Origin of the sequence: Dasania sp. GY-MA-18 (assembly GCF_024734385.1) — a bacterium.
Lineage (GTDB): Bacteria > Pseudomonadota > Gammaproteobacteria > Pseudomonadales > Dasaniaceae > Dasania > Dasania phycosphaerae.
The window spans coordinates 40,739-62,030 of sequence record NZ_JANHAP010000005.1; the positions used below are offsets into that span (position 1 = coordinate 40,739).

General features: G+C 46.5%; 18 protein-coding genes and 2 tRNA genes. 6 read left to right on the forward strand and 14 right to left on the reverse strand.

Features of this window, described 5'->3' with window-relative positions:
• Nucleotides 1-126: 126 nt before the first annotated feature.
• Together NO559_RS07350 and NO559_RS07355 are read right to left on the reverse strand one after the other, a co-directional pair.
• On the reverse strand, nt 127-915 hold the full coding sequence (locus tag NO559_RS07350) for a PhoH family protein (RefSeq protein WP_258331166.1): 789 nt from the start codon (nt 913-915) through the stop codon (nt 127-129).
• A 453-nt stretch (nt 916-1,368) separates the two neighbouring features.
• On the reverse strand, nt 1,369-2,034 hold the full coding sequence (locus tag NO559_RS07355) for an alpha/beta hydrolase (protein WP_258331167.1): 666 nt from the start codon (nt 2,032-2,034) through the stop codon (nt 1,369-1,371).
• 236 nt (nt 2,035-2,270) lie between these two features.
• Here NO559_RS07355 and NO559_RS07360 point away from each other — a divergent pair, with 236 nt between their 5' ends.
• Both NO559_RS07360 and NO559_RS07365 read left to right on the forward strand, forming a co-directional pair.
• A complete protein-coding gene (locus NO559_RS07360; protein ID WP_258331168.1) occupies nt 2,271-2,543 on the forward strand; it encodes a hypothetical protein in 273 nt (90 codons plus the stop codon).
• 56 nt (nt 2,544-2,599) lie between these two features.
• Nucleotides 2,600-4,693: a TonB-dependent receptor gene (locus tag NO559_RS07365; protein WP_258331169.1), complete on the forward strand. Its 2,094-nt coding sequence runs from the start codon at nt 2,600-2,602 to the stop codon at nt 4,691-4,693.
• Nucleotides 4,694-4,938: 245 nt separating this feature from the next.
• Here NO559_RS07365 and NO559_RS07370 read toward each other — a convergent pair whose 3' ends face one another.
• The 12 genes from NO559_RS07370 to hpf form a co-directional block, all read right to left on the reverse strand.
• Nucleotides 4,939-5,622, reverse strand: a complete 684-nt coding sequence (locus NO559_RS07370) for an MOSC domain-containing protein (protein WP_258331170.1) — start codon at nt 5,620-5,622, stop codon at nt 4,939-4,941.
• Nucleotides 5,623-5,650: 28 nt separating this feature from the next.
• Complete coding sequence (locus NO559_RS07375) at nt 5,651-7,051, reverse strand: aspartate ammonia-lyase (protein WP_258331171.1); 1,401 nt, start codon at nt 7,049-7,051, stop codon at nt 5,651-5,653.
• Between the two features lie 215 nt (nt 7,052-7,266).
• A complete protein-coding gene (locus tag NO559_RS07380) occupies nt 7,267-8,640 on the reverse strand; it encodes a response regulator (protein ID WP_258331172.1) in 1,374 nt (457 codons plus the stop codon).
• Nucleotides 8,641-8,651: 11 nt separating this feature from the next.
• Nucleotides 8,652-9,011 (reverse strand): response regulator, encoded by a 360-nt coding sequence (locus tag NO559_RS07385; protein ID WP_258331173.1) that lies wholly within the window; start codon nt 9,009-9,011, stop codon nt 8,652-8,654.
• On the reverse strand, nt 9,008-13,477 hold the full coding sequence (locus NO559_RS07390) for a PAS domain S-box protein (protein ID WP_258331174.1): 4,470 nt from the start codon (nt 13,475-13,477) through the stop codon (nt 9,008-9,010). Before NO559_RS07390 ends, NO559_RS07385 begins: the two co-directional genes overlap by 4 nt.
• A 148-nt stretch (nt 13,478-13,625) precedes the next feature.
• Nucleotides 13,626-13,871 carry a Rho-binding antiterminator gene (locus NO559_RS07395; protein ID WP_258331175.1) on the reverse strand — a complete coding sequence of 82 codons (246 nt, stop codon included), beginning with the start codon at nt 13,869-13,871 and terminating at the stop codon, nt 13,626-13,628.
• Nucleotides 13,872-13,928: 57 nt separating this feature from the next.
• Nucleotides 13,929-14,375 carry a cupin domain-containing protein gene (locus tag NO559_RS07400; RefSeq protein WP_258331176.1) on the reverse strand — a complete coding sequence of 149 codons (447 nt, stop codon included), beginning with the start codon at nt 14,373-14,375 and terminating at the stop codon, nt 13,929-13,931.
• Nucleotides 14,376-14,677: 302 nt separating this feature from the next.
• Nucleotides 14,678-15,253, reverse strand: coding sequence for a PEP-CTERM sorting domain-containing protein (locus NO559_RS07405; protein ID WP_258331177.1), 576 nt, complete (start codon nt 15,251-15,253; stop codon nt 14,678-14,680).
• A 392-nt stretch (nt 15,254-15,645) separates the two neighbouring features.
• Nucleotides 15,646-15,722 (reverse strand) — tRNA-Asp (locus NO559_RS07410).
• Between the two features lie 38 nt (nt 15,723-15,760).
• Nucleotides 15,761-15,836 (reverse strand) — tRNA-Glu (locus tag NO559_RS07415).
• Nucleotides 15,837-15,966: 130 nt separating this feature from the next.
• Entirely contained in the window at nt 15,967-17,169 is a 1,203-nt protein-coding gene (locus tag NO559_RS07420) for an SAM-dependent methyltransferase (RefSeq protein ID WP_258331178.1), read from the reverse strand.
• Nucleotides 17,170-17,315: 146 nt separating this feature from the next.
• A complete protein-coding gene (hpf, locus tag NO559_RS07425; protein ID WP_258331179.1) occupies nt 17,316-17,684 on the reverse strand; it encodes a ribosome hibernation-promoting factor, HPF/YfiA family in 369 nt (122 codons plus the stop codon).
• A gap of 138 nt (nt 17,685-17,822) precedes the next feature.
• Here hpf and NO559_RS07430 point away from each other — a divergent pair, with 138 nt between their 5' ends.
• The 4 genes from NO559_RS07430 to hisC all read left to right on the forward strand — a co-directional run bounded on the left by NO559_RS07430 (nt 17,823) and on the right by hisC (nt 21,214).
• The gene (locus tag NO559_RS07430) at nt 17,823-18,470 is read left to right on the forward strand and encodes a DsbA family protein (RefSeq protein WP_258331180.1); all 648 of its coding nucleotides are present in this window, start codon (nt 17,823-17,825) and stop codon (nt 18,468-18,470) included.
• Between the two features lie 15 nt (nt 18,471-18,485).
• Nucleotides 18,486-18,836, forward strand: coding sequence for a DUF6164 family protein (locus NO559_RS07435; RefSeq protein WP_258331181.1), 351 nt, complete (start codon nt 18,486-18,488; stop codon nt 18,834-18,836).
• A gap of 126 nt (nt 18,837-18,962) precedes the next feature.
• Nucleotides 18,963-19,952 (forward strand): rhodanese-related sulfurtransferase, encoded by a 990-nt coding sequence (locus NO559_RS07440; RefSeq protein ID WP_258331182.1) that lies wholly within the window; start codon nt 18,963-18,965, stop codon nt 19,950-19,952.
• Between the two features lie 191 nt (nt 19,953-20,143).
• Nucleotides 20,144-21,214: a histidinol-phosphate transaminase gene (gene hisC, locus NO559_RS07445; protein ID WP_258331183.1), complete on the forward strand. Its 1,071-nt coding sequence runs from the start codon at nt 20,144-20,146 to the stop codon at nt 21,212-21,214.
• The last annotated feature ends 78 nt before the right edge of the window (nt 21,215-21,292 follow it).

The window sequence follows — 21,292 nt, forward strand, 5'->3', positions numbered from 1 at the left end:
AAGCGGCACTTAGTTCTTATAATAGCTCACAAACACTAAAGCGGTGAGTAATTAAATACTTTATCAGGGGGAGCCATTTCGACGTTGCCGCCGAAATGGCAATGGCCAGTGCGAGGTTAGTGCTATTTAGTTTTCATAGCGGTCTATGAGTTCGCGTACTAAACCACTGCGGACTATATCAGCGCGCTCAAAACGATGTACATAAACACTGTTTAAACCCTCAACCCGCTTAATGGCATCGGCTAAACCATTGGCGCCGCGTATATCGCTTTGCAATATGTCGCCATTAATGACTACCTTACACTCCTCTCCTATGCGGGTTAAAAACATTTTCATTTGTGCCGGGGTTGTATTTTGGGCCTCATCTAAAATAACAAAGGTTTTTTGATTAAAGGTTTTACCGCGCATATAAGCCAGTGGTGCGGCGACTATGCGGCCATGCCTAAGGCCGTAATCTACTGCGCCTGCACCTAGGCGCTCGTTGAGTATGTCTCTGAAGGCCTCGATGTAAACGGCAAATTTATCGTCTACCGCGCCCGGTAAAAACCCAAGCTGTTCACCAGCCTCAACAGCGGGGCGGGTTAGTATGATGCGCTCTATGGTTCCGCTTTCTAAAGCTTCTGCGGCCAGTGCCGCGGCGCAATAGCTTTTTCCTGTGCCTGCAGGGCCGGTGCCGAAGGTGAGGCAATTATTTTTAATGGCGTTGATATAGCGTTTTTGGGCAGGAGTTTTGGCTTGTAGAGGTAATTTGACACGTTGTGGGCTGTAGGCGGTTTCTAGGTGGCGGGTGTTGAGCTCTAAAATTTCGGCGCTTTGAGGGTGGTCACGCCTTGATGCGCGGGAGCGTTTGTGACTGCGTCTGCAATCGCTGTCGTTAGTATGAGGGCTGCGTCTTGCGTGATTTTTTTTCGCCATAGTGGACACTCTCCGTTTGGGTTTAACACATTGCTGCGGGATAGCGGCCGTCGCTATTACCCGTAAGCAAATAAAAAACTGCCAACGTGTAGATGTCTTTTTTGCGTGCTTTACTTTTTAAGTATTGGTATAAAAGCGGCGCAGTTGTTACTGTGAGCGGCGAAGCTCAAAAAATATATTTGCTGTTTGTTTTGGTTTTTCCCCAAAACTTTGTTCAATAATTTTCTGTACTGCTTTGCAAGGTTTAATCAAAATTATTGCAAAGGCTTGTTACACAAATATTAATTGTTAATTAGATAGGAAAGCTTTTTTATCTTGTTTACTAGCTTTCTTATCTTTTTAAAAGCCTTACTGCAAGTTAATGCAGTAAGGGGGGATTCGTCAAGTTAGATTCGTTGTTTTTTTAAGTTATTTACTGGTTAAAAATAATAGTTGTTTAAGCGTTTATTAAATTTAATTTTGCAAGCAACTTTTTATCCAGTTTGATATGGCTTTAATTTCCTCGTAGCACACTTCATGATCCATGCCAAAGCTTTGGTACTGGCTGTTAAAGCCTAGGCTTTGTAAGTGTTGCTGCGCTTTTTGGCCCAGCTGTTCAGGCACTACGCTATCGCGGCTGCCGTGAAAAATCTGTATGGGCAAGTTTTTGTGTATGGGGTTGATGGCTATGTCGTCGGCGGTGGCAAAATAGGTGGAAAGGGCTAGTAGGCCAGCTAAGGGCTGCCCAAAGCTGAGGGCGGCTTCATAACATACTGCGCCACCTTGCGAGAAGCCCGCCAGAATAATGCGGTCGCTGGCTATGCCGTTGGCTATTTCTTGCTGCACCAGTGCTTGTATGGATTGGGCCGAGGCGCGCAATTGTTGGCTGTCGACTTTGCGATCTATATTCATTTCTAAAATGTCATACCAGGCGGGCATGACATAGCCATTGTTGATAGTCACCGGTATGGCGGGGGCGTTGGGGAAAATAAAACGTATTGCCAGCTCTTCGGGCAGTTGTAGCTCGGGCACTATAGGGGCAAAGTCGTTGCCGTCGGCCCCTAAACCATGCAGCCAAATAATGCTGGCTTGAGCGGGTAGGCGGGGTTCAATTTTGATGCAATCTAGTGGTGCGGTCATAGGGGCTTAATCTCAAAATAGTACTAGCCAAAGATTGGCGTTTTAGGTATGAAAGTTTTTAAGTAGTTTTATGAAACTTTTGGTTATGATAGCGGTCATTAGCGCTGGGTTAAACCGCTGTTGTGTTTTTCGTCGCGGCCGCCCTGATAATAGCAACATATTAACTAAGGCTTAGGGCTGTTTAGCCTAGGGTTTATTTGCTAAGCTCGCCGCAACTTAGGTATAGAAACGTTACTGTGAAACCCACACTGTTTTTAAAAGCTTGCACTTTATCGCTGCTAATCTTGCTGGCCGCTTTTGCGGACGGCGAGCACAGCCATAAAAGCGGTGTTGTTGAGCTAGACTGTGTTATTTGTTTGCACGCGACCACTGCTACGGCGGTGGATAGCGGTATAGCCCTACCGCTGGCCTTAGCGCCTTTTCAGCCTGCATCTTTAAAACCTCTTTCTTTAGTACAGCTGCTACACCGCCATGGTGGCGGCATACGCGCACCTCCTTACGCTGCTTGATAGTTTAACCACTCTCAATGCCAAGTAATTGGCCCCTAAAGCGATAAGGAAACATCATGCAAAAGCATTTGATGCTGCCAGCCCTAGTGCTGTGTGGTTTTTATGAACCCGTTGCTGCTCAAGCCCGTGAAATGGAGCATGTGCTAGTAACTACCCCCCTACATAAATCTGAGGCGCAAACCGCCTTACCCGTTACGGTTATCAGTGGTGAGCAACTGCGTGAGCAGGCCACCAGTAATTTGGGTGAAACCTTGGGCAGTATGCCGGGCTTGGCCAATGCCTCCTTTGGCCCCTCAGTAGGGCAGCCGGTAATACGCGGCCAGCAGGGCGCGCGGGTTACTGTATTACAAAATGGTACCGGCAGTGGCGATGCCTCAAATAGCAGCGCCGACCATGCGGTGAGCGTAGAGCCTGTGCTGGCACAATCTATAGAGGTATTGCGCGGTCCAGCTACCTTACTCTATGGCGGCGGAGCCATAGGCGGGGTGATTAATGTGATAGACGGCCGCATCCCGGAAAAGCCCCCAGAGCAGTTTAGTGGCGCCTTAGAGCTAAGACATGGCTCTGTGAATGATGAGAATACCGCCGTGCTGAAATTGGAAGGCGGCGGTGAGCAGCTGGCCTTTCACCTCAGCGGTGTGGCACGCAGCAGCAATGCTATGGAAATCCCCGGCCATGCCGCTGCCCAGCCCGATGAGCACGAGCTGGCCAATAAGGGTTTTATTGCTAACTCCGATAGTGAGCTGGACAGCTACACCTTGGGCGGCAGCTATAGCTTTGAGCAGGGATTTGTAGGCCTGGCAGTGAGCCGTACTAGTAATGAGTATGGCCTGCCTCCGGGGGCTCATGGCCACCATGAGGAGCACGGCGAGCATGATGATCACGACGAGCACGAGCACGACGAGCACGAGGAAGAGGCTGAAACCGAGGCCATACGCCTGGATATAGAGCAAACACGCTACGATCTGCGCGGCGCTTGGCTGCCTCACCATAGCTCAGCCGAGCATGTGCTGGAAAGCCTGCGCTGGGCGCTAAGCTACAGCGACTACGCCCACGATGAAATTGAGGTGGATACTGAAACCGGTAGCAAAGCAGTAGGTACCCATTTTAGTAATGAGGCCTGGGAAGGGCGCATAGAGCTAGTACACCGCGAGATAGCCGGTTGGCACGGCGCGGTGGGCCTGCAGCTGCAGCAGTCTGACTTTTCGGCCTTGGGCGAAGAGGCCTTTATTCCGGAAACTGAAATTAGCCGCTATGGCCTATTCATAGTGGAGGACTACCACTACGGTGATGTGGTCTATGAGCTGGGAGCCAGAGTAGATAGCGACCGCTATAAGCCACAATCGGTGGACGAGCAGCGTTTTACCAGCTGGAGCTTGTCCAGCTCAGCCTTGTGGCAACTGGATGATAACTGGCAACTGGGCTTGGCTTTATCTAGCTCGGAGCGTGCACCGGTGACTGAGGAGCTGTACTCCAACACAGGGGCTAGTTTAGGTGACTATATTACCCACGCCGCATCTGGCGTTATAGAGCTGGGTAATGAGCAGTTAGACACCGAGCAGGCCAATAATGCCGAGCTATCACTGAGTTACCAAAATGATGCTATAGAGGGCTTTATTACCGCCTATTACAATGACTTTAGCGATTATATTTACCTCGCTAATACCGGCGCCGAGCAGGACGAAACCGCCATCTTTGCCTACAGGCAGCAAGATGCCAGTTTTACCGGCCTGGAGTTTGAGTTGAGCTTTGCCTTGGGTGCTGCCCTGGGTGGCGATTTCGACCTCAGCTTTTTTGGCGACACCATACGTGGCGAGCTTAACAACTCTGCCGATGTGCCCCGTATGCCACCACGGCGTTTAGGTAGCCGCTTGGATTTTAGTACTGGGCCTTTCGGTGCCTATGTCGCGCTGATAGATGCTGCCAAGCAGAGCCGCCCCGGCGACTTTGAGGAGGCAACGCCCGGTTACACCCGTTGGGATGCCGGAGCCAGTTACCGCTTTAACGAAGGCGGCGCACAGGAGTATTTAGTATTTGTGAAGCTGAAAAACCTAAGCGATGAAGAAATACGCTCCAGTGTTAGCTTTTTGCGCGAGTCGGCACCCGAGGCCGGGCGCTCTGTTGAGCTAGGGCTTAGAGTCAATTTTTAAGTATTAGTATTGAGGCGCTGAGGCTTACTGATCTGCTTGGATAGTGGGCCTGGCCTCAGTTTATACCTAGCTCTACCTTTACTATCTACCTTCACTATGTAGGCAGCCATTAGTCTTCGCGCGGATGGCTGCTTTGATCTTTGTCAGTTTTGATCTTTGTATCGGCGGCGCAGACCCGCTGCTGTCCGGAAGAATTTCCTAATCGCCATGCCCGCAAAAGTGGGTATCGAATTGCGATAATAAAACTACCCATGCCCCAGTAGGCGAAAATTCCAATTCTCCACTTCGTTAGTGGCTAAGCGCTGCTGCACTTTGCTCATCCAGCTAGCCGATAAACGGCTTTGTTGAGCCAGTTTTTGCAATTGTGCTGTATTGAGTGGGTCACCAAAAAAAATATCACAGACCTGTTGCAGGCTCATGGCGTTAGCGGGGCGCTCTATTAAAGTGAGGGGCTGTTGTGGGCTGACTAGGCCGGTCTGTATTACCCGGTATAACCAGCCGCAGCGGCTGATGGTTTGCATAGTGTGAGCAAAGTTTTTAATGCCCCAGCGCTGGTTTAATTTATAACAGGGTGAGCGCGGTTGGCTAACTTCAATAATGGCATCACCCCATTGGTAGCGGTCGCCTAAAAAAACGCTGTGTTCGGTCATACCGGTGGTACTGAGGTTTTCGCCCATGCCCGGCGCTTGCCAATCGTGATTGCTGCCGTATTGTTCACGCCAGTAGGCGTAGTGCTCGGCGGGGTAGTGGTGCAGGGCGCGTTCAGGGCCGCCATGGTGGCGTTGGTCGGCGCATTCATCACCGGTCAGGCCGGTAAGGCTTAAATGCACAGGGCTGGTTAGCGGCGTTTTGTCTATGGCGGTGGTCATACCATAGCGTTGCGCGATCTGGCCACGGTACACGCCCGCCAGAAAATACGACTGACTCATTGGCTGGTTGCTCGGATTGGTGAAAGGTTTATTTTTTGGCGCAGGTCAGTTTTTTAGGGTCTAGTAACTGGCTGAGCACTTCGCGGCTATAGTCGGTCATTTCTTCGGCGACATCAATCACGGGTCGTTGTTCTTGATAGGCCCGTTTGGCTATAGCGGCACCTAAGTCGTAACCAATTTTTTCATTCAGTGCGGTTACCAGTATGGGGTTGCTGCTTAAGTTGGCACTGAGCTTTTCATGGTTAACATTAAAACCGCTAACGGCTTGATCGGCTAGGGCGCGCATGGCGTTGCTTAATAGTTCTATGCTTTGCAGTAGGTTATAGGCAATAACCGGCAGCATAACATTAAGCTGAAAATTACCTGATTGCCCAGCGACTGTTATGGTGCTGTCGTTACCAATGACTTGTGCGCAGGCCATGGCCACGGCCTCAGGTATCACGGGGTTGATTTTGCCGGGCATAATACTGCTACCGGGTTGTAACTCGGGTAGGGTAATTTCCGCTAGGCCGCTTAAGGGGCCGCTATTCATCCAGCGTAAATCATTACTGATTTTCATCAGGCTTACCGCCAAGGTTTTTAATTCGCCACTCATGGCAACCGCGCTATCTTGGCTGCTGATAACAGCAAAATAATCATCGCTAATAGTGAAAGCCTGGCCGCTCAATAACTGCAGTTGCTCGGCCACCTCTTTGCCAAATTGGGGGTGGGTATTAATGCCGCTGCCTACGGCGGTACCGCCTATGGCTAGGTGTTGTAAGTCGTGCAGGTTGTGGCCTATGCGGGCAGCATTGTGTTGCAGTTGTGCGGCCCAGCCATCCAGCTCTTGTTTAAGGGTAATGGGCATGGCATCCATTAAATGGGTGCGGCCGGTTTTTACCGTATCGGCATGGCGCTGGCCTTTTTGCTCCAAGGTGAGCATAAGGTGGGCGAGGTTGGGTAACAATTGTTCGGCTATGGCCAGGCTGGCGCTTACGTGTATACAGGTGGGGATAACATCATTGGAGCTTTGCCCCATATTAACGTGGTTGTTAGGATGCACCGCTAGTTTGAGTTTGGCACTGGCCAGTTTAGCGATGACCTCATTGGCGTTCATATTGCTGCTGGTGCCAGAGCCGGTTTGGAAAACATCCACCGCAAAAGCCGAGTCATGCTTGCCCTTGGCTACTTCACTGGCGGCCTGCTGTATGGCCTTGGCCATGGTTTCATCTAGCAGCCCTAGCTCGCTATTGGCGGCGGCGCAGGCTTTTTTTACCAGACCCAAAGCGCGTATAAAGCTACGGGGCAGGCGTAAATCGCTGAGGGTGAAATTGTTGATAGCGCGCTGGGTTTGCGGGCCGTAAAGGGCGTCGGCGGGTATTTGCACTTCACCCATACTGTCCTGTTCGCTGCGATATTGCGGTGTTGTATTTGTTTTATCTTTGTTCATTTTGGTCTGGCCCTAAGTTATATGTGCTGATTATAACTGTAGCTGCATTTGGGCGGTTTTGTCTTGTGCTAATAGGGGGGTATTTAGAGCTAATCTGTTAAGGTGTGAGCGTATTTTTTTGGAGGGGGGGGAGTTGTACAAAGCGCGCTGCTAAAGCCTGACGTAGCGCTAATTATTGAAAATTTACTATAAAGACTGTCGTTATTTTAACGTTACTACTCTTGTGGAGATGCCTTCTTACCTTTGCATACTCTATTGCGCCCCATTGATTTAGCCTTGTATAAGGCGTCATCCGCTCTGGTTAGAAGTGCAGTTACAGTTTGATCGTTTATAGAGTATTCCGCAGCTCCAGCACTAATGGTTATTTTTTTTCCGCCTATGTCGGGGAACTCATAATTTTCCATATTTTCCCTCATGCGCTCAGCGACTGCGTAGGCTTCATCAATATTGGTTTCCGGTAATACAATACAGAACTCTTCACCTCCATAGCGTGTAACTATGTCGGCTGCTCGAGCAATCAACGAAAGTTGTTCCGCTACTATGCACAATATTTTATCACCAATAAGATGGCCGAATGTATCGTTAATGGCTTTAAAGTTATCGATATCAATCATTAAAAGGCTTAATGTTTTTTCTGGTGAACGATTGACTTGTGCGATTCTATGATTTAAATCCGCATCAAGATAATATCGATTTCTAACCCCTGTTAACTTATCTGTAACTGTGCAGGACTGGGCTTTTTCCAAGTTTATTTTTAGGTTTTTTATGGCGTGGTGGCGCCTTATACCGGCTTTTACTCTAGCTCGTAATTCTGTGTTTTCTATAGGTTTAATTAGGTAGTCATCGGCGCCTTTTTCCAATCCTAATATTTTTAGTTCCAAATCAGTTATTGCTGTAATAACAATAATGGGAATATCACGGTGGTCTTCATATTGTTTGATTTCAGCTAAAAGATCCATGCCATCGCCGTCAGGAAGAATACGATCCATTAATATTAGGTCTGGGGAGTGTTCTTTAAGATGATCTTTGGCGGACACAGTATTATGTGCTACCGAGCAATTTATTCCTACTGAAGATAAAACAGTAACGATTTGGCGGCTGAGCAAATTGTCGTCTTCTATGAGTAGTATGGTGTTTTGATATTCTGGGTTTAGAAAGTCAACATCTGATAGAGCGGAGACAATGTTTTTGCGATTTTGCAGTTCTTCATGCATTTGTTTTAAACGCTGTAATGCTCTTACCCTGGCAATTAGCTCTGAGCGATTAATCGGCTTGGTGAGAAATTCATCAGCGCCGACGTTTAAGCCTTTTGTTCGATTATTAGCTCCATCTAAAGAGGTTACTAGTACTATAGGTATAAGCTTAGTTTTCTTTTCCGTTTTTAATCTGGCAGTAACTTCAAACCCATCCATATTGGGCATCATAATATCTAGTAAAATAACATCAGGGTTTTCTGATTTGGCTAGGCGTATAGCTTCTTCGCCATTATAGGCTTGTATGGGGTCAAAACCATCGGCCTTTAAATAGGCGGATAGTAGTTTAACGTTGCGCGGCTCATCGTCAACAATTAGGACCTTGCTTTCTTTCATGCTTTGCTCCGCTATAGAAAGTTGTTTATCAACTCTAATAGCTGTTTATAACGTATAGGTTTAGCTGCATACTCATCACAGCCCGCTTCAAGTATTGACTCTCTGTCTCCTTCCATTGCCTTGGCAGTTAATGCAATGATAGGGATAGTTTTGGTGCTCTCATTGTTTTTCAAGATTCGCGTTGCCGTAATTCCATCGGTTCCGGGAAGGTGTAAATCCATAAGAACTAAGTCAGGTTTATTTTCTATAATCATAGGGATGCCTATATCGGCAGTAGTGGCTGTTTTAACGTTAAACCCCGCTCTGCTTAATATCCCCGTTATTAGCTTCATATTTGTGGCTTGATCTTCGATAACAAATATTGTGGTCATGTCTTATGATGCCTTTGTAGTGCCTTGTTAACATCTTTTAGTAATATATCGCGATCTATCTTGCCTTTTTCTGCAATGGCTGCAACTTGGCTTGACAGTGTTTTTCTATCTTCACTATTTAGTATTTTTGCCGTAAGAATGATAATAGGTATATCTTTTGTATCGTCGTTTTCTTTTAGTCTTTCAATAACCTCAAAGCCATTAATTTCAGGCATCATGAGGTCTAATATAATTAGATCAGGTTGGTCGTTTTTTAATAATTCAAGGCCGTCTATGCCGCTAAGAGCGCTAGATACTTGATATTGCTTTTCATGTAGATAGGAGCTTACTATTTTTATAGCCTTTGGATCGTCATCAATTAATAATATTTTAGGCTTTTGTTTTTTTATGCCGATTTTTATGGGTAGTAGACGCTCAACTAATGAGGTTATTTCAGCACGCTGAACTGGCTTGCTTAATACTGCATCTGCTGTTACAGCTCCTAAGTCGTTATTTTCTTTCGTTAATGAAAGAACCATTACAGGGATTTCGGAATATTCAGGGAAATTGTTTTTTATTTCAAAAAAATTAACGCTGTCTAGCTCCGACATTAATAAGTCAATCGTTATTAAGTCCGGTTTATTTTTTTGCATTAGCTCTAGCCCTTCCTGAGCGCTTTCAGCTAATTGAATATTGTAACCAGATTCTTCAAGGTAAAGTTTTAACAGATTCGCTTGTGTATCGTTATTTTCGATAATCAGGATGAGGGGGGCTTCGGTCACATATGATGGTGGTTTTTGAGTTGGTTTTTTAGGTGCGCTAGTAGCTGGTGAATCAAAGTTTTTTCTTATAGTGGATAAAAAATCAATGGTGTTAAATCCACATTTGTCAATTACATGGTTGGTGTTTTCACTTAGCCACATTTTGTCTTGTTCGGTTAATATTTTGGCGGTCAGTATTATTACTGGTATATCTGCAAAGTCTTTGGTTTGGCGTAAGTTTGCGGTTACTTCAAAGCCGGACATGCCGGGCATCATTAGATCTAAAATAATGAGATCGGGGTGGTGCTCCTGTACGGCGTTAATCGCTTCTTCGCCAGAGTAGGCTGATAGGGTTTTATAGCCACTACCCTCCAGTTGATCAGTCAAAAACTGAACGGCCTTTTCCTCGTCATCGACGACCAGTATTTTAACCTTTGGCTTGTCGATATTGGGGATGTATTTGGTAACGGAGTTGATTAACTCATCTTTGTATACCGGCTTTTCTAAAATATTAATAGCCCCTAAATTGAGGCCTTTGGTTTTACTTGCTGTCATTGATATAACAGGGGTGTTTTTAAACTTATCGTGTTGTTTTATTTTTTTTATAATACTAATGCTGTCAATTGATCGTGGTGCTATATCTAGTAGTATTAAATCCACTTCTTTTTCTACGGCGGTAGATAGTGCTGTTTTTTCATCTTGAGCGTGAAAAACTTGGCAACCCTCAATGGCTAGTTTGTTTTTTATTGCTTTTACATACTCATCATCATCATCGATTATTAAAACTCTGTTGCTTTTGTTAGTAGTGGTGTTTTCTGTGTTGTTGCTATTGCTATCTAAGTTAGTGATAGCTTTCTCTAGTTTTAAACTGTCGGTGTTAGAAGGGGGTTTTTCTGTTAGTAAGTCATCATCACTAATATAAGGGATGGTGAATTTGAAAGTGCTGCCTTTGTCGATCTCGCTAGTTAATTCAACACTTCCGCCATGTAGTTCTACGAGGCGCTTCACCATGGCTAGCCCTAGCCCGGTCCCTTCGTAGTGGCGGGATAAGGAGCCATCTAACTGTACGAAAGGTTGGAATAAAAGATCTATATTGTTTTGGGATATGCCTATTCCTGTGTCGATAATTGATATGGATAAATCTTTTTCTGTGCGCTCTGCCTTTAAGGTAACGGATCCACCATCGGGTGTGAATTTTACCGCATTGCTCAGCAGGTTGAATAAAATTTGTTTAAATTTACGGCTATCAACTTTTCCATAGTTTATTGTTTCATCAATGTCAACCGCTATGGATATGTTATGGTTGTAGGCTCTTTCTTTTATTATAGAAATGGCATTGTTTAATGTTTCTGGTAGATAGATGAGTTCTAGTAACAGCTCCATTTTTCCAGCTTCAATCTTAGATAGGTCTAATATGTCATTAATCAATGATAAAAGGTGGTTGGCGCTTTGGAATATTTCGCTGACATAGTCTTTTTGTTCTTCGTTGAGGTCACCAAGTAATTCGTCTTTTAGTACTTCAGAAAAACCAATGATGGCATTCATGGGGGTTCTCAGCTCATGAGACATGTTGGCCAAAAATTCGGTTTTTAACCTGTTGCTTTGTTCAAGTTGGGTGTTTTTTAATGATATTTCTTTGCCGCGTTGTTTTAATTGTTTTGACAAGGCTTCTAAGTGCTTGTACTGATTTAAACTATTGAGTGATACGCCTACTTGTTTAGCTAGTCTGTCGAGAAAAGATAATTCGTTATCGTCTAATATATTTAAACTGGATACAACTAATATTCCTAATGTTTTGCTGGCATAGTGTATAGGGTTTATTACCACTGTTTTGGGTTTTATTTCAAATAGGCCTACATCTATATTAAATGGAGAACTTTCACTTGCACCTATGACTACTTGTTTTTCATTAAGGGCTGCTTGTCCTATTAAGCCTTCGCCCAGTTCTATTTTTTTGTTGATATTGCCGGGTATGCCGTGATTGGCTATGCAGGAGAATTTACCCTGCCATTCATCGAATAAAAATACAGCTGATAGGTGCAATTGATGGCATTCGGCTAGGTTTTTTAACATCAGTTCGAATATTTCAGAAGCATCGTTATAAGTGTTAAAAAGAGCCATTACCTTAGATTGGGTTCTTTCATACTCGGCTACAATTTCTAGGGCTTTGGATTTTTCAGCAATTGCTTGTTCGCTTTGTTTCCGCTCTGTAATGTCGAGTTTTATAGCGATAAAATGGGTTATTTTCCCGCTATCATCAGATACTGGAGTGATGGTTTGTTCTTCAATATACAGAGTGCCATCTTTTCGTTTATTAAACATCTCACCTTGCCAAACCTTTCCTTCGTTAACGGTTTGCCACAGGTTGTGGAACAGGCTTGGTGGCTCTTTTCCAGACTTTAGTATTCTGGTTGATTTTCCGATTACATCATCCGGTAGATAGCCTGTTAGTTTAGTGAATGCTGAGTTGGACCATTCAATTATGCCTTTTTCATCGGTTATCAAAATGGCATTTGCCGCAGCTTCTAGCGCACTGCTTTGTAAATTAAGTTGGTCGAATACATGCTTTCTCTCGCTTATATTTCTAACTATTCCTGTGAATAGTGTTTCACCGCTTACTACTGCTTCGCTAACAGCTAACTCCATGGGAAAGGTGCTGCCATCTTTTCGTAACCCTACTACCTCGCGGCCAATGCCAATAATTTTTTTAACTCTAGTGTTTCTATAATTCCTCAGATAGCCATCATGCGCGCTGCTATAGGGCTCTGGCATTAGCATTTTTATATTTCTTAAATGTATCTCGTCTTGTTGGTAGCCAAAGAGTGTTTCGGCGGCAGGGTTCATGGATAAAATTTTACCCTGATTGTTTATTACAATAATGCCGTCAACTATTGTGTCCATTAACGCACGGATACGGTTTTCACGCGCCTGATACTCAAATTCTACTGATTTGGCTTCGGTGACATCGGTGTTAACGCCAATGACCCTTTGTACTTTGTTATTGCTATCAGTGATTGCTTGTGCGTGTGCTTCAATATAGCGAATGCTATTGTCTGGCCAGATGATGCGAAATAGGGAATCGAAAGGCTTGCCTGTTTCAACTGTGTGTTTGAAGGCTTGTTCTGCTTGCGTTATATCGTCTTGGTGTACTGAGTTTATCCATGTTTGGTAAACGGCTGAAAATTCATTTTTTTCTATGCGATAGATGTTAAACATCTGATCATCCCAAACTAAACTGTTTGAGGTGACGTCATATTCCCACACGCCTGATCCGCTAGCTTCGGTTGCCAGCGATAAGCGTTTGCTAGAGGCGGTAAGCGCTTCTTCGGCTTGTTTGCGTTCACTAATATCCCTAACTATGCCGGCAAACATGGGTTTGCCATCGACGACCATATCATTAACGGCTAGCTCTAGTGGAAAGATCTCGCCGTTTTTGCGTTTACCCAGTACTTCTCGGCCTATACCTATAATCTTTTTGTGGCCGGTGTTGTGGTAGTTTTGAAGATAACCGTCATGTTCTGATTGGTAGGGGTCAGGCATTAAAATTTTGACGTTATGGCCGATCATCTCTTCTTTTTTATAGCCAAAAATCCGTTCAGTGGCTGGGTTGACGGAGTGAATAATGCCTTTTTCATCAATGGTAATGATGCCATCGACTATGGCCTCCATTAAGGCTTCGACCATATTTTTGTTGCTTATGTCTTTTGGGCTATGGCTTTTAGTCACATTTATAATCCAATAGTGCGGAGAATAGCTTTAACTATAGTCAAAGCTAGAGGGTTGGGTATTAAAATGCTCAATATTCTCGCTGGCTTGTTTGAGCGGGCTGGCCGGCGCTTAAATGGCGCTCTAGTCACGGGCTAGCTGCTAAGGCTTAATCAAATTTAACGCAGCTGAAGTGAGGGTTTGCTATTAATGCCTCCATAGTAGCGAGGTCATCTAAGACTACTAGCAGGTGATGGCTGTCACTGTTTATTTTGACGCACTCTTCACCCTTGTTATTGCGCTGAGTATCTAGAGCGGTGCCCTTTAGGATGGAGCCTGATTTAAGCTTTAGCCTGATAGGGAGTTGCTGCATACAGGCTATTTCTATGTAGTCGTGTAGTTCGCAGTTGATCATGACTCTGCTTGTAAATTGCCAGTAATCTTAATAATAGTTGAGGTTTTAGTCGTCTAATTAATGTTGCGCTTTTTCAATAGGCATAGCATCTAGGGGGGCGACAAAACCTATGTATAGAATGCAGTCGGCCCCTTTTTTACAATAGGCTTTGTGCGGTAGTTGTGCGGGGCCATAGGCGAAGTCCCCCTTTTTTATAATCATAGTCTCATGGTTGTCGTAGCTGACTTCTAGCTCACCCGATACCAGAATCATACGCTCTTGAGAGCTGTGTTTGTGGTAGGGGATGGTGAAGTCGCCAGGAACCTTGAAGAATATATCGACATTCTCTTTGGCTGGGGCGCCTTGTAATACCGCGATTTCACAGCCTTTAGGGATAAAGTCAGGGCAGGGGCCCCATATCAGGGCTTTGTCTTGCGCAGAAATAACCAGTGCGCTTTCGGAGGTCTGTGCGTTGCTGAGAGTCGCGCACATTAATAATACCCATAGGGTTAATAAGCTTTTCATACTACATCCCCTGTTGCCTGTGATGTTAGTTTAAAAGACTAAAAATCAAAGTATTGCTCGCTGAGCTAACCGAAACAGCTAGTCGTAGTACTTAGTCATAGAGGATTAAAGTCCATGAAAGGCTAAATGTGTATAAATTCTTTGAAGTATTTATGCGTTGAGTGACTGTGAGTGTGGTTTGGAGGTGGGGTTTATAAGGGGGGGGGATTAAATTGGGGTTGCCGCACTAAAGTGTGATTCGTTGGGTATAAAAAAGCCCCGGTTTGCACCGAGGCTTTCAAGACCTGCCTAATAATACTTAATTAAGCAGATTTTTTTCTTCTAGCTACGCCTAGACCGGCTAAGCCAAGTGCTAGCAAGGCGATTGAAGAAGGTTCTGCAACGGGTGATACACGAAACGCCAGTGATTCGTTACAGTTGTTAGGGCAGCTGCTGCCTTCAAAATCTAAGCCGCTCCAAGCATTGCCGCCGATTGCCTGTGAGTAATCTATATGCAAATGCTCATTACTAAACCAAGCTGTCGCAATGGCTATGGAGTTTAAGCTGCTATTGTAATTAGCCCTTGCGCCTGTGGCGGGGTCATAATAGCTAGAGCCATTCCAAGTTGCGTTGTAGCCACTGCCGGTAAAGTCAGAGGCGTCTAGCCCGCCGATCTCATTGTAGACATCTAAGGTCATTGCCGACCAGCCGAATTGTGACTGGTATGAGTAGTCAAGAGGCTGCCAGTAGTTGTGTGGATTTTGGCTAACAGGTGCCACCCAAGCTATGTCGTAACCACCGATGGTGATATAAGCATTTTCGCTGACTTCAGTCATTAAAATAGCGTGTGAGCTGGCAGAGATAGCCGAGCCAAGTAGTAGGGCTAATATTTTTTTCATTTCCTTATTTCCTTTGTTGTATGTCGAGTTGTGTTGTTTTCCTGGGTTAAGCATAAATAATGCCAGATTATTAAGTCGTTGATATTATTAAATATATTTTGGCATCACTGCTGCTTTTTTGTTATTTGTGTAAAAAAAACTGACGTCTATTTCTTGATCAATTTGTTGTCTAGGGGAGGAGGTTGTGGTTTTTGATAATAAAACCTTGTGGGTTTTAGTTCTCTTCGGGCGTCATGTATAAAATCGTCGATAGCACGTCCCGCGCAGCGTTTGGCGATCAAGCTCTGAGTAGGCGTAGCGTGCCAAACCCGCTATTGGGTTCGAGCCCCTTATGGGCCAAATTTCAGATATAAAAAAACCACCGGACGGTGGCTGAGAGTTTGTCTTATAAGTGGCGGACCGGACGGGACTCGAACCCGCGACCTCCGGCGTGACAGGCCGGCATTCTAACCAGCTGAACTACCGGTCCTTAGAATTTCGCCGTATCCATACGGCGAATAAAAATAATGGCATCCCCAAGGGGGTTCGAACCCCTGTTACCGCCGTGAAAGGGCGGTGTCCTAGGCCTCTAGACGATGGGGACGCAGAGTGCCTACAGCTATGTGCTGAAAACGCCGCGAATTATAAGAGCCTGAGCGAGTACGTCAACACCTAATGTGATTTAAAGTTAAAAAAATTGCTGATTGGTGAGTTGTTGAACAGCGGGTGTTGGTTTATTGAGCGATTTGCCTTGTTGCGGTGATCAATAGGTTTCTGGGGCTGGTGGCGCGGGGGCAAAATTCTAGCAGCTGTACCTGATAGCCTTGCTGGTATAAATACAACACGCGGTCTAGAGCCAGCCAATATTCCAGTGGCCGTTTAAATAATTGTCGTACTAAGTCTAAGCGCCTTACTTGTTGTAAGCGTAGCTCCCCTAGCGCTAAATACCGGGGCCCATCAACTTGTTGCGGCAGGGTGATTTGGCAGTGCTGGGCGGCCCACTGGCAAAAGTCCTGAAAGCTACCGCTAAAAATACGCTTGTTGATAGAGGGCAGGTGTTGGTAATGGGGCTGGCCGCTAAGTTGCTGTTGCAGTTCGTCAAAGGCCAAGCGCCATAGTTGTTCTTGCTTGCGTAGCTTATGTATACGTTGGCCGCCGGTGACGGTTTCTTCTTGCGCTAGCTGCAAATCCTGGCGGCTGAGCTGCAGTTTGCTGGCGCTGGCAGCCGAAGATAGTGGTTGGTATAGGTGCTCAGATATTTTGTGGTAGCAGCAGGGCGATAGGGTGATGTGTTGGGCCTGCTGCTGGCAGGCTGTACGCAGCAGTTGTATGTGCAGCTGGCCGCAGGCGTGCAGGCCTATGTGGTCGTACTCTGGGCCATGCAGTGACGCCGGTAAAGCTTGCAGCACATCGTGGTGGTGAAAGTGCAGATCGGCTTGCTGCTTGTGGGCCAGTTGTTGGCCGTTGCTGCAGAGTTGTTGGTCAAACTCCAGGCAGTGCACAGTTTGTTGTGTAAGGTGGTGAATGGTGCGGCCCAAGTGGCCTTTGCCAGCACACCATTCAATTAAGCTGTTAGCAGAGCTGGGCAGGGCTTGGTTAAAAGCCAATATTTGCTCTAACTTTCTGCCGGGTATAGCCACCGTTTTAAAGGGGCTAATATGGCTGTTATGAGGGGGGAGGTTAGCAGGTGTAAAGCTGGCCAGCTGTTGGCAGCTTAGTGGCAGGTAATGGCTAAACCAGTGCAGGCGTTGCTCTTGGTGTTGGCTAAGTTGCTCTACCTCGGTATCGCTAAGGGCCAGTAGGGCAGAGAATAGTTGCGGCTGTTGCCAGGGTGCTTGGTTTTGATAAAAGGCGCGGGGCCGCCACAAGGCCTGCTGTTGAGTAAGTGCGGCATCTAGGGTTTTAAAATGTGATAAAAAATCGGGTTGGCAAAGCATGGGGCGGCTGCATAGGTGGCTGTTTAGCGGCTGGCCATTGTAGCAGTGTTAGTTGGGGGGAAGAAAAGGGTTGTTAAGTAGAGTTGTAGGCTAGATATTAAGAAGCCGCGCGTGTGCGCGGCTTATCCCTAAATATTAGTGGTGGTTTATTGGTTGGCGGCCAGTAATTGCTCGTCGTCTTCGTCCAATAAATCGAGCTCAGTATCAGCGGTGGCTGGCTTTTGGTGAGGATGGGCTTTCACCAGTTCTTTTTGCCGCTGTAATAGGGTGGTGAGCTTGTTGCTCATTTCGGCGATGGATTTATACAGTTCTTCGTTGCTGGCCTTGGCGCTAAAGTCCTTGCCTAAAAAGTGGGTGTTGGCCTCGGCTATTTGGCAGTTTTTTTCGACGGTGACGATAACATCTACGTTTTGTATATCGGGGAAGTGGTTGTTGAGTTTGGCAAGCTTGTTATTAACGGCTTCACGAATGCCATCGGTGATTTCTACATGGTGGCCAGTAATGGTGATTTGCATATGTATTGTGACCTTCTTTTGTGAGTTCATATTCAGTGTAGACGGTATTTGCAAAAGGGCTTTGATTTACATCACATATATATGCCCTAATGGCATTTATTTTTTATCGCCTTATTGCAATAGATTTGTGTTGTTCTTATGACAAAAGTTCCCTCTCAAAAAGAACTGTATAAAAAAGCGGCGCTTTATTATTTTCATGACCCTATGTGCTCTTGGTGCTGGGGTTACCGGCCTACCCTGCTGCGGTTAAAAAACATACTGCCGCCAGAGTTGGCGCTGCGCACCGTGCTGGGAGGTTTGGCGCCTGACAGCCAAGAGCCCATGCCGCAGGCCATGCAGCAAATGCTGCAAAAGACTTGGCGCAATATTGAGCAGCAGTTGGGTACAAATTTTAATCATGATTTCTGGCGGCTATGCCAGCCTAGGCGTAGCACTTACCCAGCGTGTAGGGCGGTGTTGGCAGCGGGTTTGCAACAGGCCTATGAGGAAATGGTGTTGGCCATACAGCAAGCCTATTATTTGCGCGCGCTTAACCCCTCTGATGAAGCGGTGCTAATACAGTTGGCGGGCGAGCTGGGTTTAAAGCCAGTGCAATTTGCTGAGGATTTAAATTCGCCGCTGGTAGAGCAGCAGTTGCAAAGTGATATTGCGTTGGCTGGGGCTTACCCCGTAGCTGGCTTTCCCTCCTGGGTGTTGGTGAAAGACGATCAGCTTATACCATTGACTTTGGATTACCGCGATGAAGGCGTTACACTGAGGCATTTATACGCCGTACTAGCCCTCTAACGATTAAGTTAAGTCATGTCTGTGTTAATTTTTAAACTCAACGATGTCAGTGATGAAGAGGCCGATGCCGTACGGCAGTTGTTGGCCGATAATGAACTGGATTTTTACGAAAGCTCAGCCGGGCGCTGGGGAGTGTCTATAGCGGGTTTATGGCTAAAAGATGAGTCGCAAAAGGCGCGGGCCAGAGCTTTGATAGAAGCCTACCAAGTTGAGCGTGTAGCCAGCTTGCGAACAGAGCGGGGCGATCAACCCATGCCCGGTTTAATCGATCGCTTTAAGGCGGCCCCGCTGCAAGTTAGTGCCATGGGGTTGCTGTTGTTAATGGTGCTCTACGTGTCTATTGCGCCCTTTTTAGGCTGGCTATAAAACCCTAAAGACAGCAGGGCTATTATCCCCTATAATGCCCGCCGATTTCGCGGGGTGCCCATGGCGCCCCTACATTGTACTCCCAGGCTCTGGATTTACGTTCCGGCCCGCTAAAGAGGAAGCCCCATGTCACAGATAGTTGTCTGCGCCTTATATAAATTCGTCACTCTAGAAAACTTTGAAGCCCTGCGCGAGCCTTTGCGTGAGGTATTGGTTGCCAACCAAGTTAAAGGTACTCTGCTGCTAGCCCAAGAGGGCATTAACGGCACTATTGCAGGCCCCCGTGTAGGTATAGACGCGGTACTGGCCTGGCTAAAATCCGACCCGCGTTTGGCAGAGCTAGAAACCAAAGAGTCCTACACCGATAAGCCGCCGTTTTACCGCACTAAAATTAAACTGAAAAAAGAAATCGTCACCATGGGGGTTGAGGGCATAGACCCCAAGCGCGTGGTAGGCACCTATGTGCAACCCAAAGAGTGGAATGCCTTAATCAGCGACCCCGAAGTATTAGTGGTCGACACCCGCAACGATTACGAATACCAAGTAGGCACCTTTGAGGGTGCGGTTAACCCCAATACCACCACCTTTAGAGAATTCCCCGACTACGTTAAACAAAACCTGGACCCCTCCAAGCATAAAAAAGTGGCCATGTTTTGCACCGGCGGCATACGCTGCGAAAAGTCTACCGCTTATATGAAAGAGCAGGGCTTTGATGAGGTGTATCACCTGCACGGCGGCATTTTAAAATACCTAGAAGAAGTGCCCGAAGAAGAAACCAAATGGCAGGGCGAGTGCTTTGTCTTTGACGACCGCGTAACCGTCAATCACAAACTAGAAAAAGGCGACTACGACCAATGCCACGCCTGCCGCCTGCCTATCACCGAGCAAGACAAACAGAGCCAGCACTACCAGCCCGGCGTAAGTTGCCCTTATTGTTTTGATAAGGTTACCGAGGAGCAGCGCCAACGCTTTGCCGAACGCGAAAAGCAGATTCAATTGGCCAAGCAGCGCGGCGAAGCGCATTTGGGTAGTGATGCGGTGGAATCTACCGAGCAGCGCAGAGCGCGTAAGCAGGCTGAGCGGGAAAGGCAGCGGGCTATAGCAGCTAGTTCCTAGTCGCTAGCTCCTAGCCTATAGTCGCTAGAGCTTAAATGCATAGCTTGTCTCTGGATACCGGGTCGTGGCCCGGCATGACGTGCTTTTTCTAGCGACCAGCGACTAGCCGCTGTAGACTAAGGTCTTTGAGACCCTATACATTTTGTTTATCTACTCTTTATTAAAGAAACCGAAATTCGAGTGCAATATTTATGTCCAAATACTGGAGCGATTTAGCCCACGGTTTAGATCCCTATACCCCCGGTGAGCAACCCAAAGATCAGGGGCTGATCAAGCTCAATACTAATGAGAATCCCTATCCGCCTTCAGCCAAGGCGCAGGCGGTTTTTTCGCGCGATAATATTGAGGCACTGCGTTTATACCCCGATCCTGAATCTTCCTTGTTAAAGCAATCTATTGCTCAGTTTTATCAATTAGAAGAGTCGCAGGTATTTGTAGGTAATGGTTCCGATGAGGTGCTGGCGGCAGCGTTTCAGGCGTTTTTTGCCGGTGATAAACCGCTGTTAATGCCCGATATTACTTACAGCTTTTATACCGTGTATTGCAGCTTATACGATATAGACTCCTGCGAGATTCCTCTGGAGCAGGATTTTAGTATTAACTTGGCGCAGTATTGCACCGAGGCTATGCAGGATAATGGCGGGGTGATTTTTGCCAACCCTAATGCGCCCAGCAGTTTGGCCTTGTCACTGGCTGAGATAGAGCAGTTGTTGCTGCGCAATACCGAGTCGGTGGTGTTGGTGGATGAAGCTTATGTGGATTTTGGTGCCGAGTCGGCGGCCAGTCTAGTGAATCAATACCCTAATTTATTAGTGGTGCAAACCCTGTCTAAGTCACGTTCGCTGGCGGGCTTAAGAGTGGGCTTTGCTTTGGGCAATAAGGCTTTAATCGACGGTTTGAATCGAGTGAAAAACTCCTTTAACCCTTATCCGCTAGATCGCTTGGCGGAACGAGCCGCTGCTGCTGCTATAGATGATGTGGACTATTTTAATGACTGCTGCCAAAAGATTATAGCCACCCGCGAGTGGGTGACGGCGCAGTTGGCGGCGTTAGGTTTTGAGGTGCTGGATTCCAAAACCAATTTTGTGATGGCCAAGCCCGGCGCTATAGCCGCCGAAGACTTGTTTGCACAGCTGCGCCAGCACAAGATTATTGTGCGCTATTTTAACAAACCGCGTATCAGCGAGTACCTGCGTATTAGCATAGGTACTGACCAGGAGATGCAGGCTTTAATCACCGCCATCAAAGAAATCTTGGCTTAAGCAGGTTGGCGGGGCATATTGCCTTTACAAGCGGGGCGCAGCTGGTTAGAGTTTGCGCCCTTTAAAATAACCTCATTT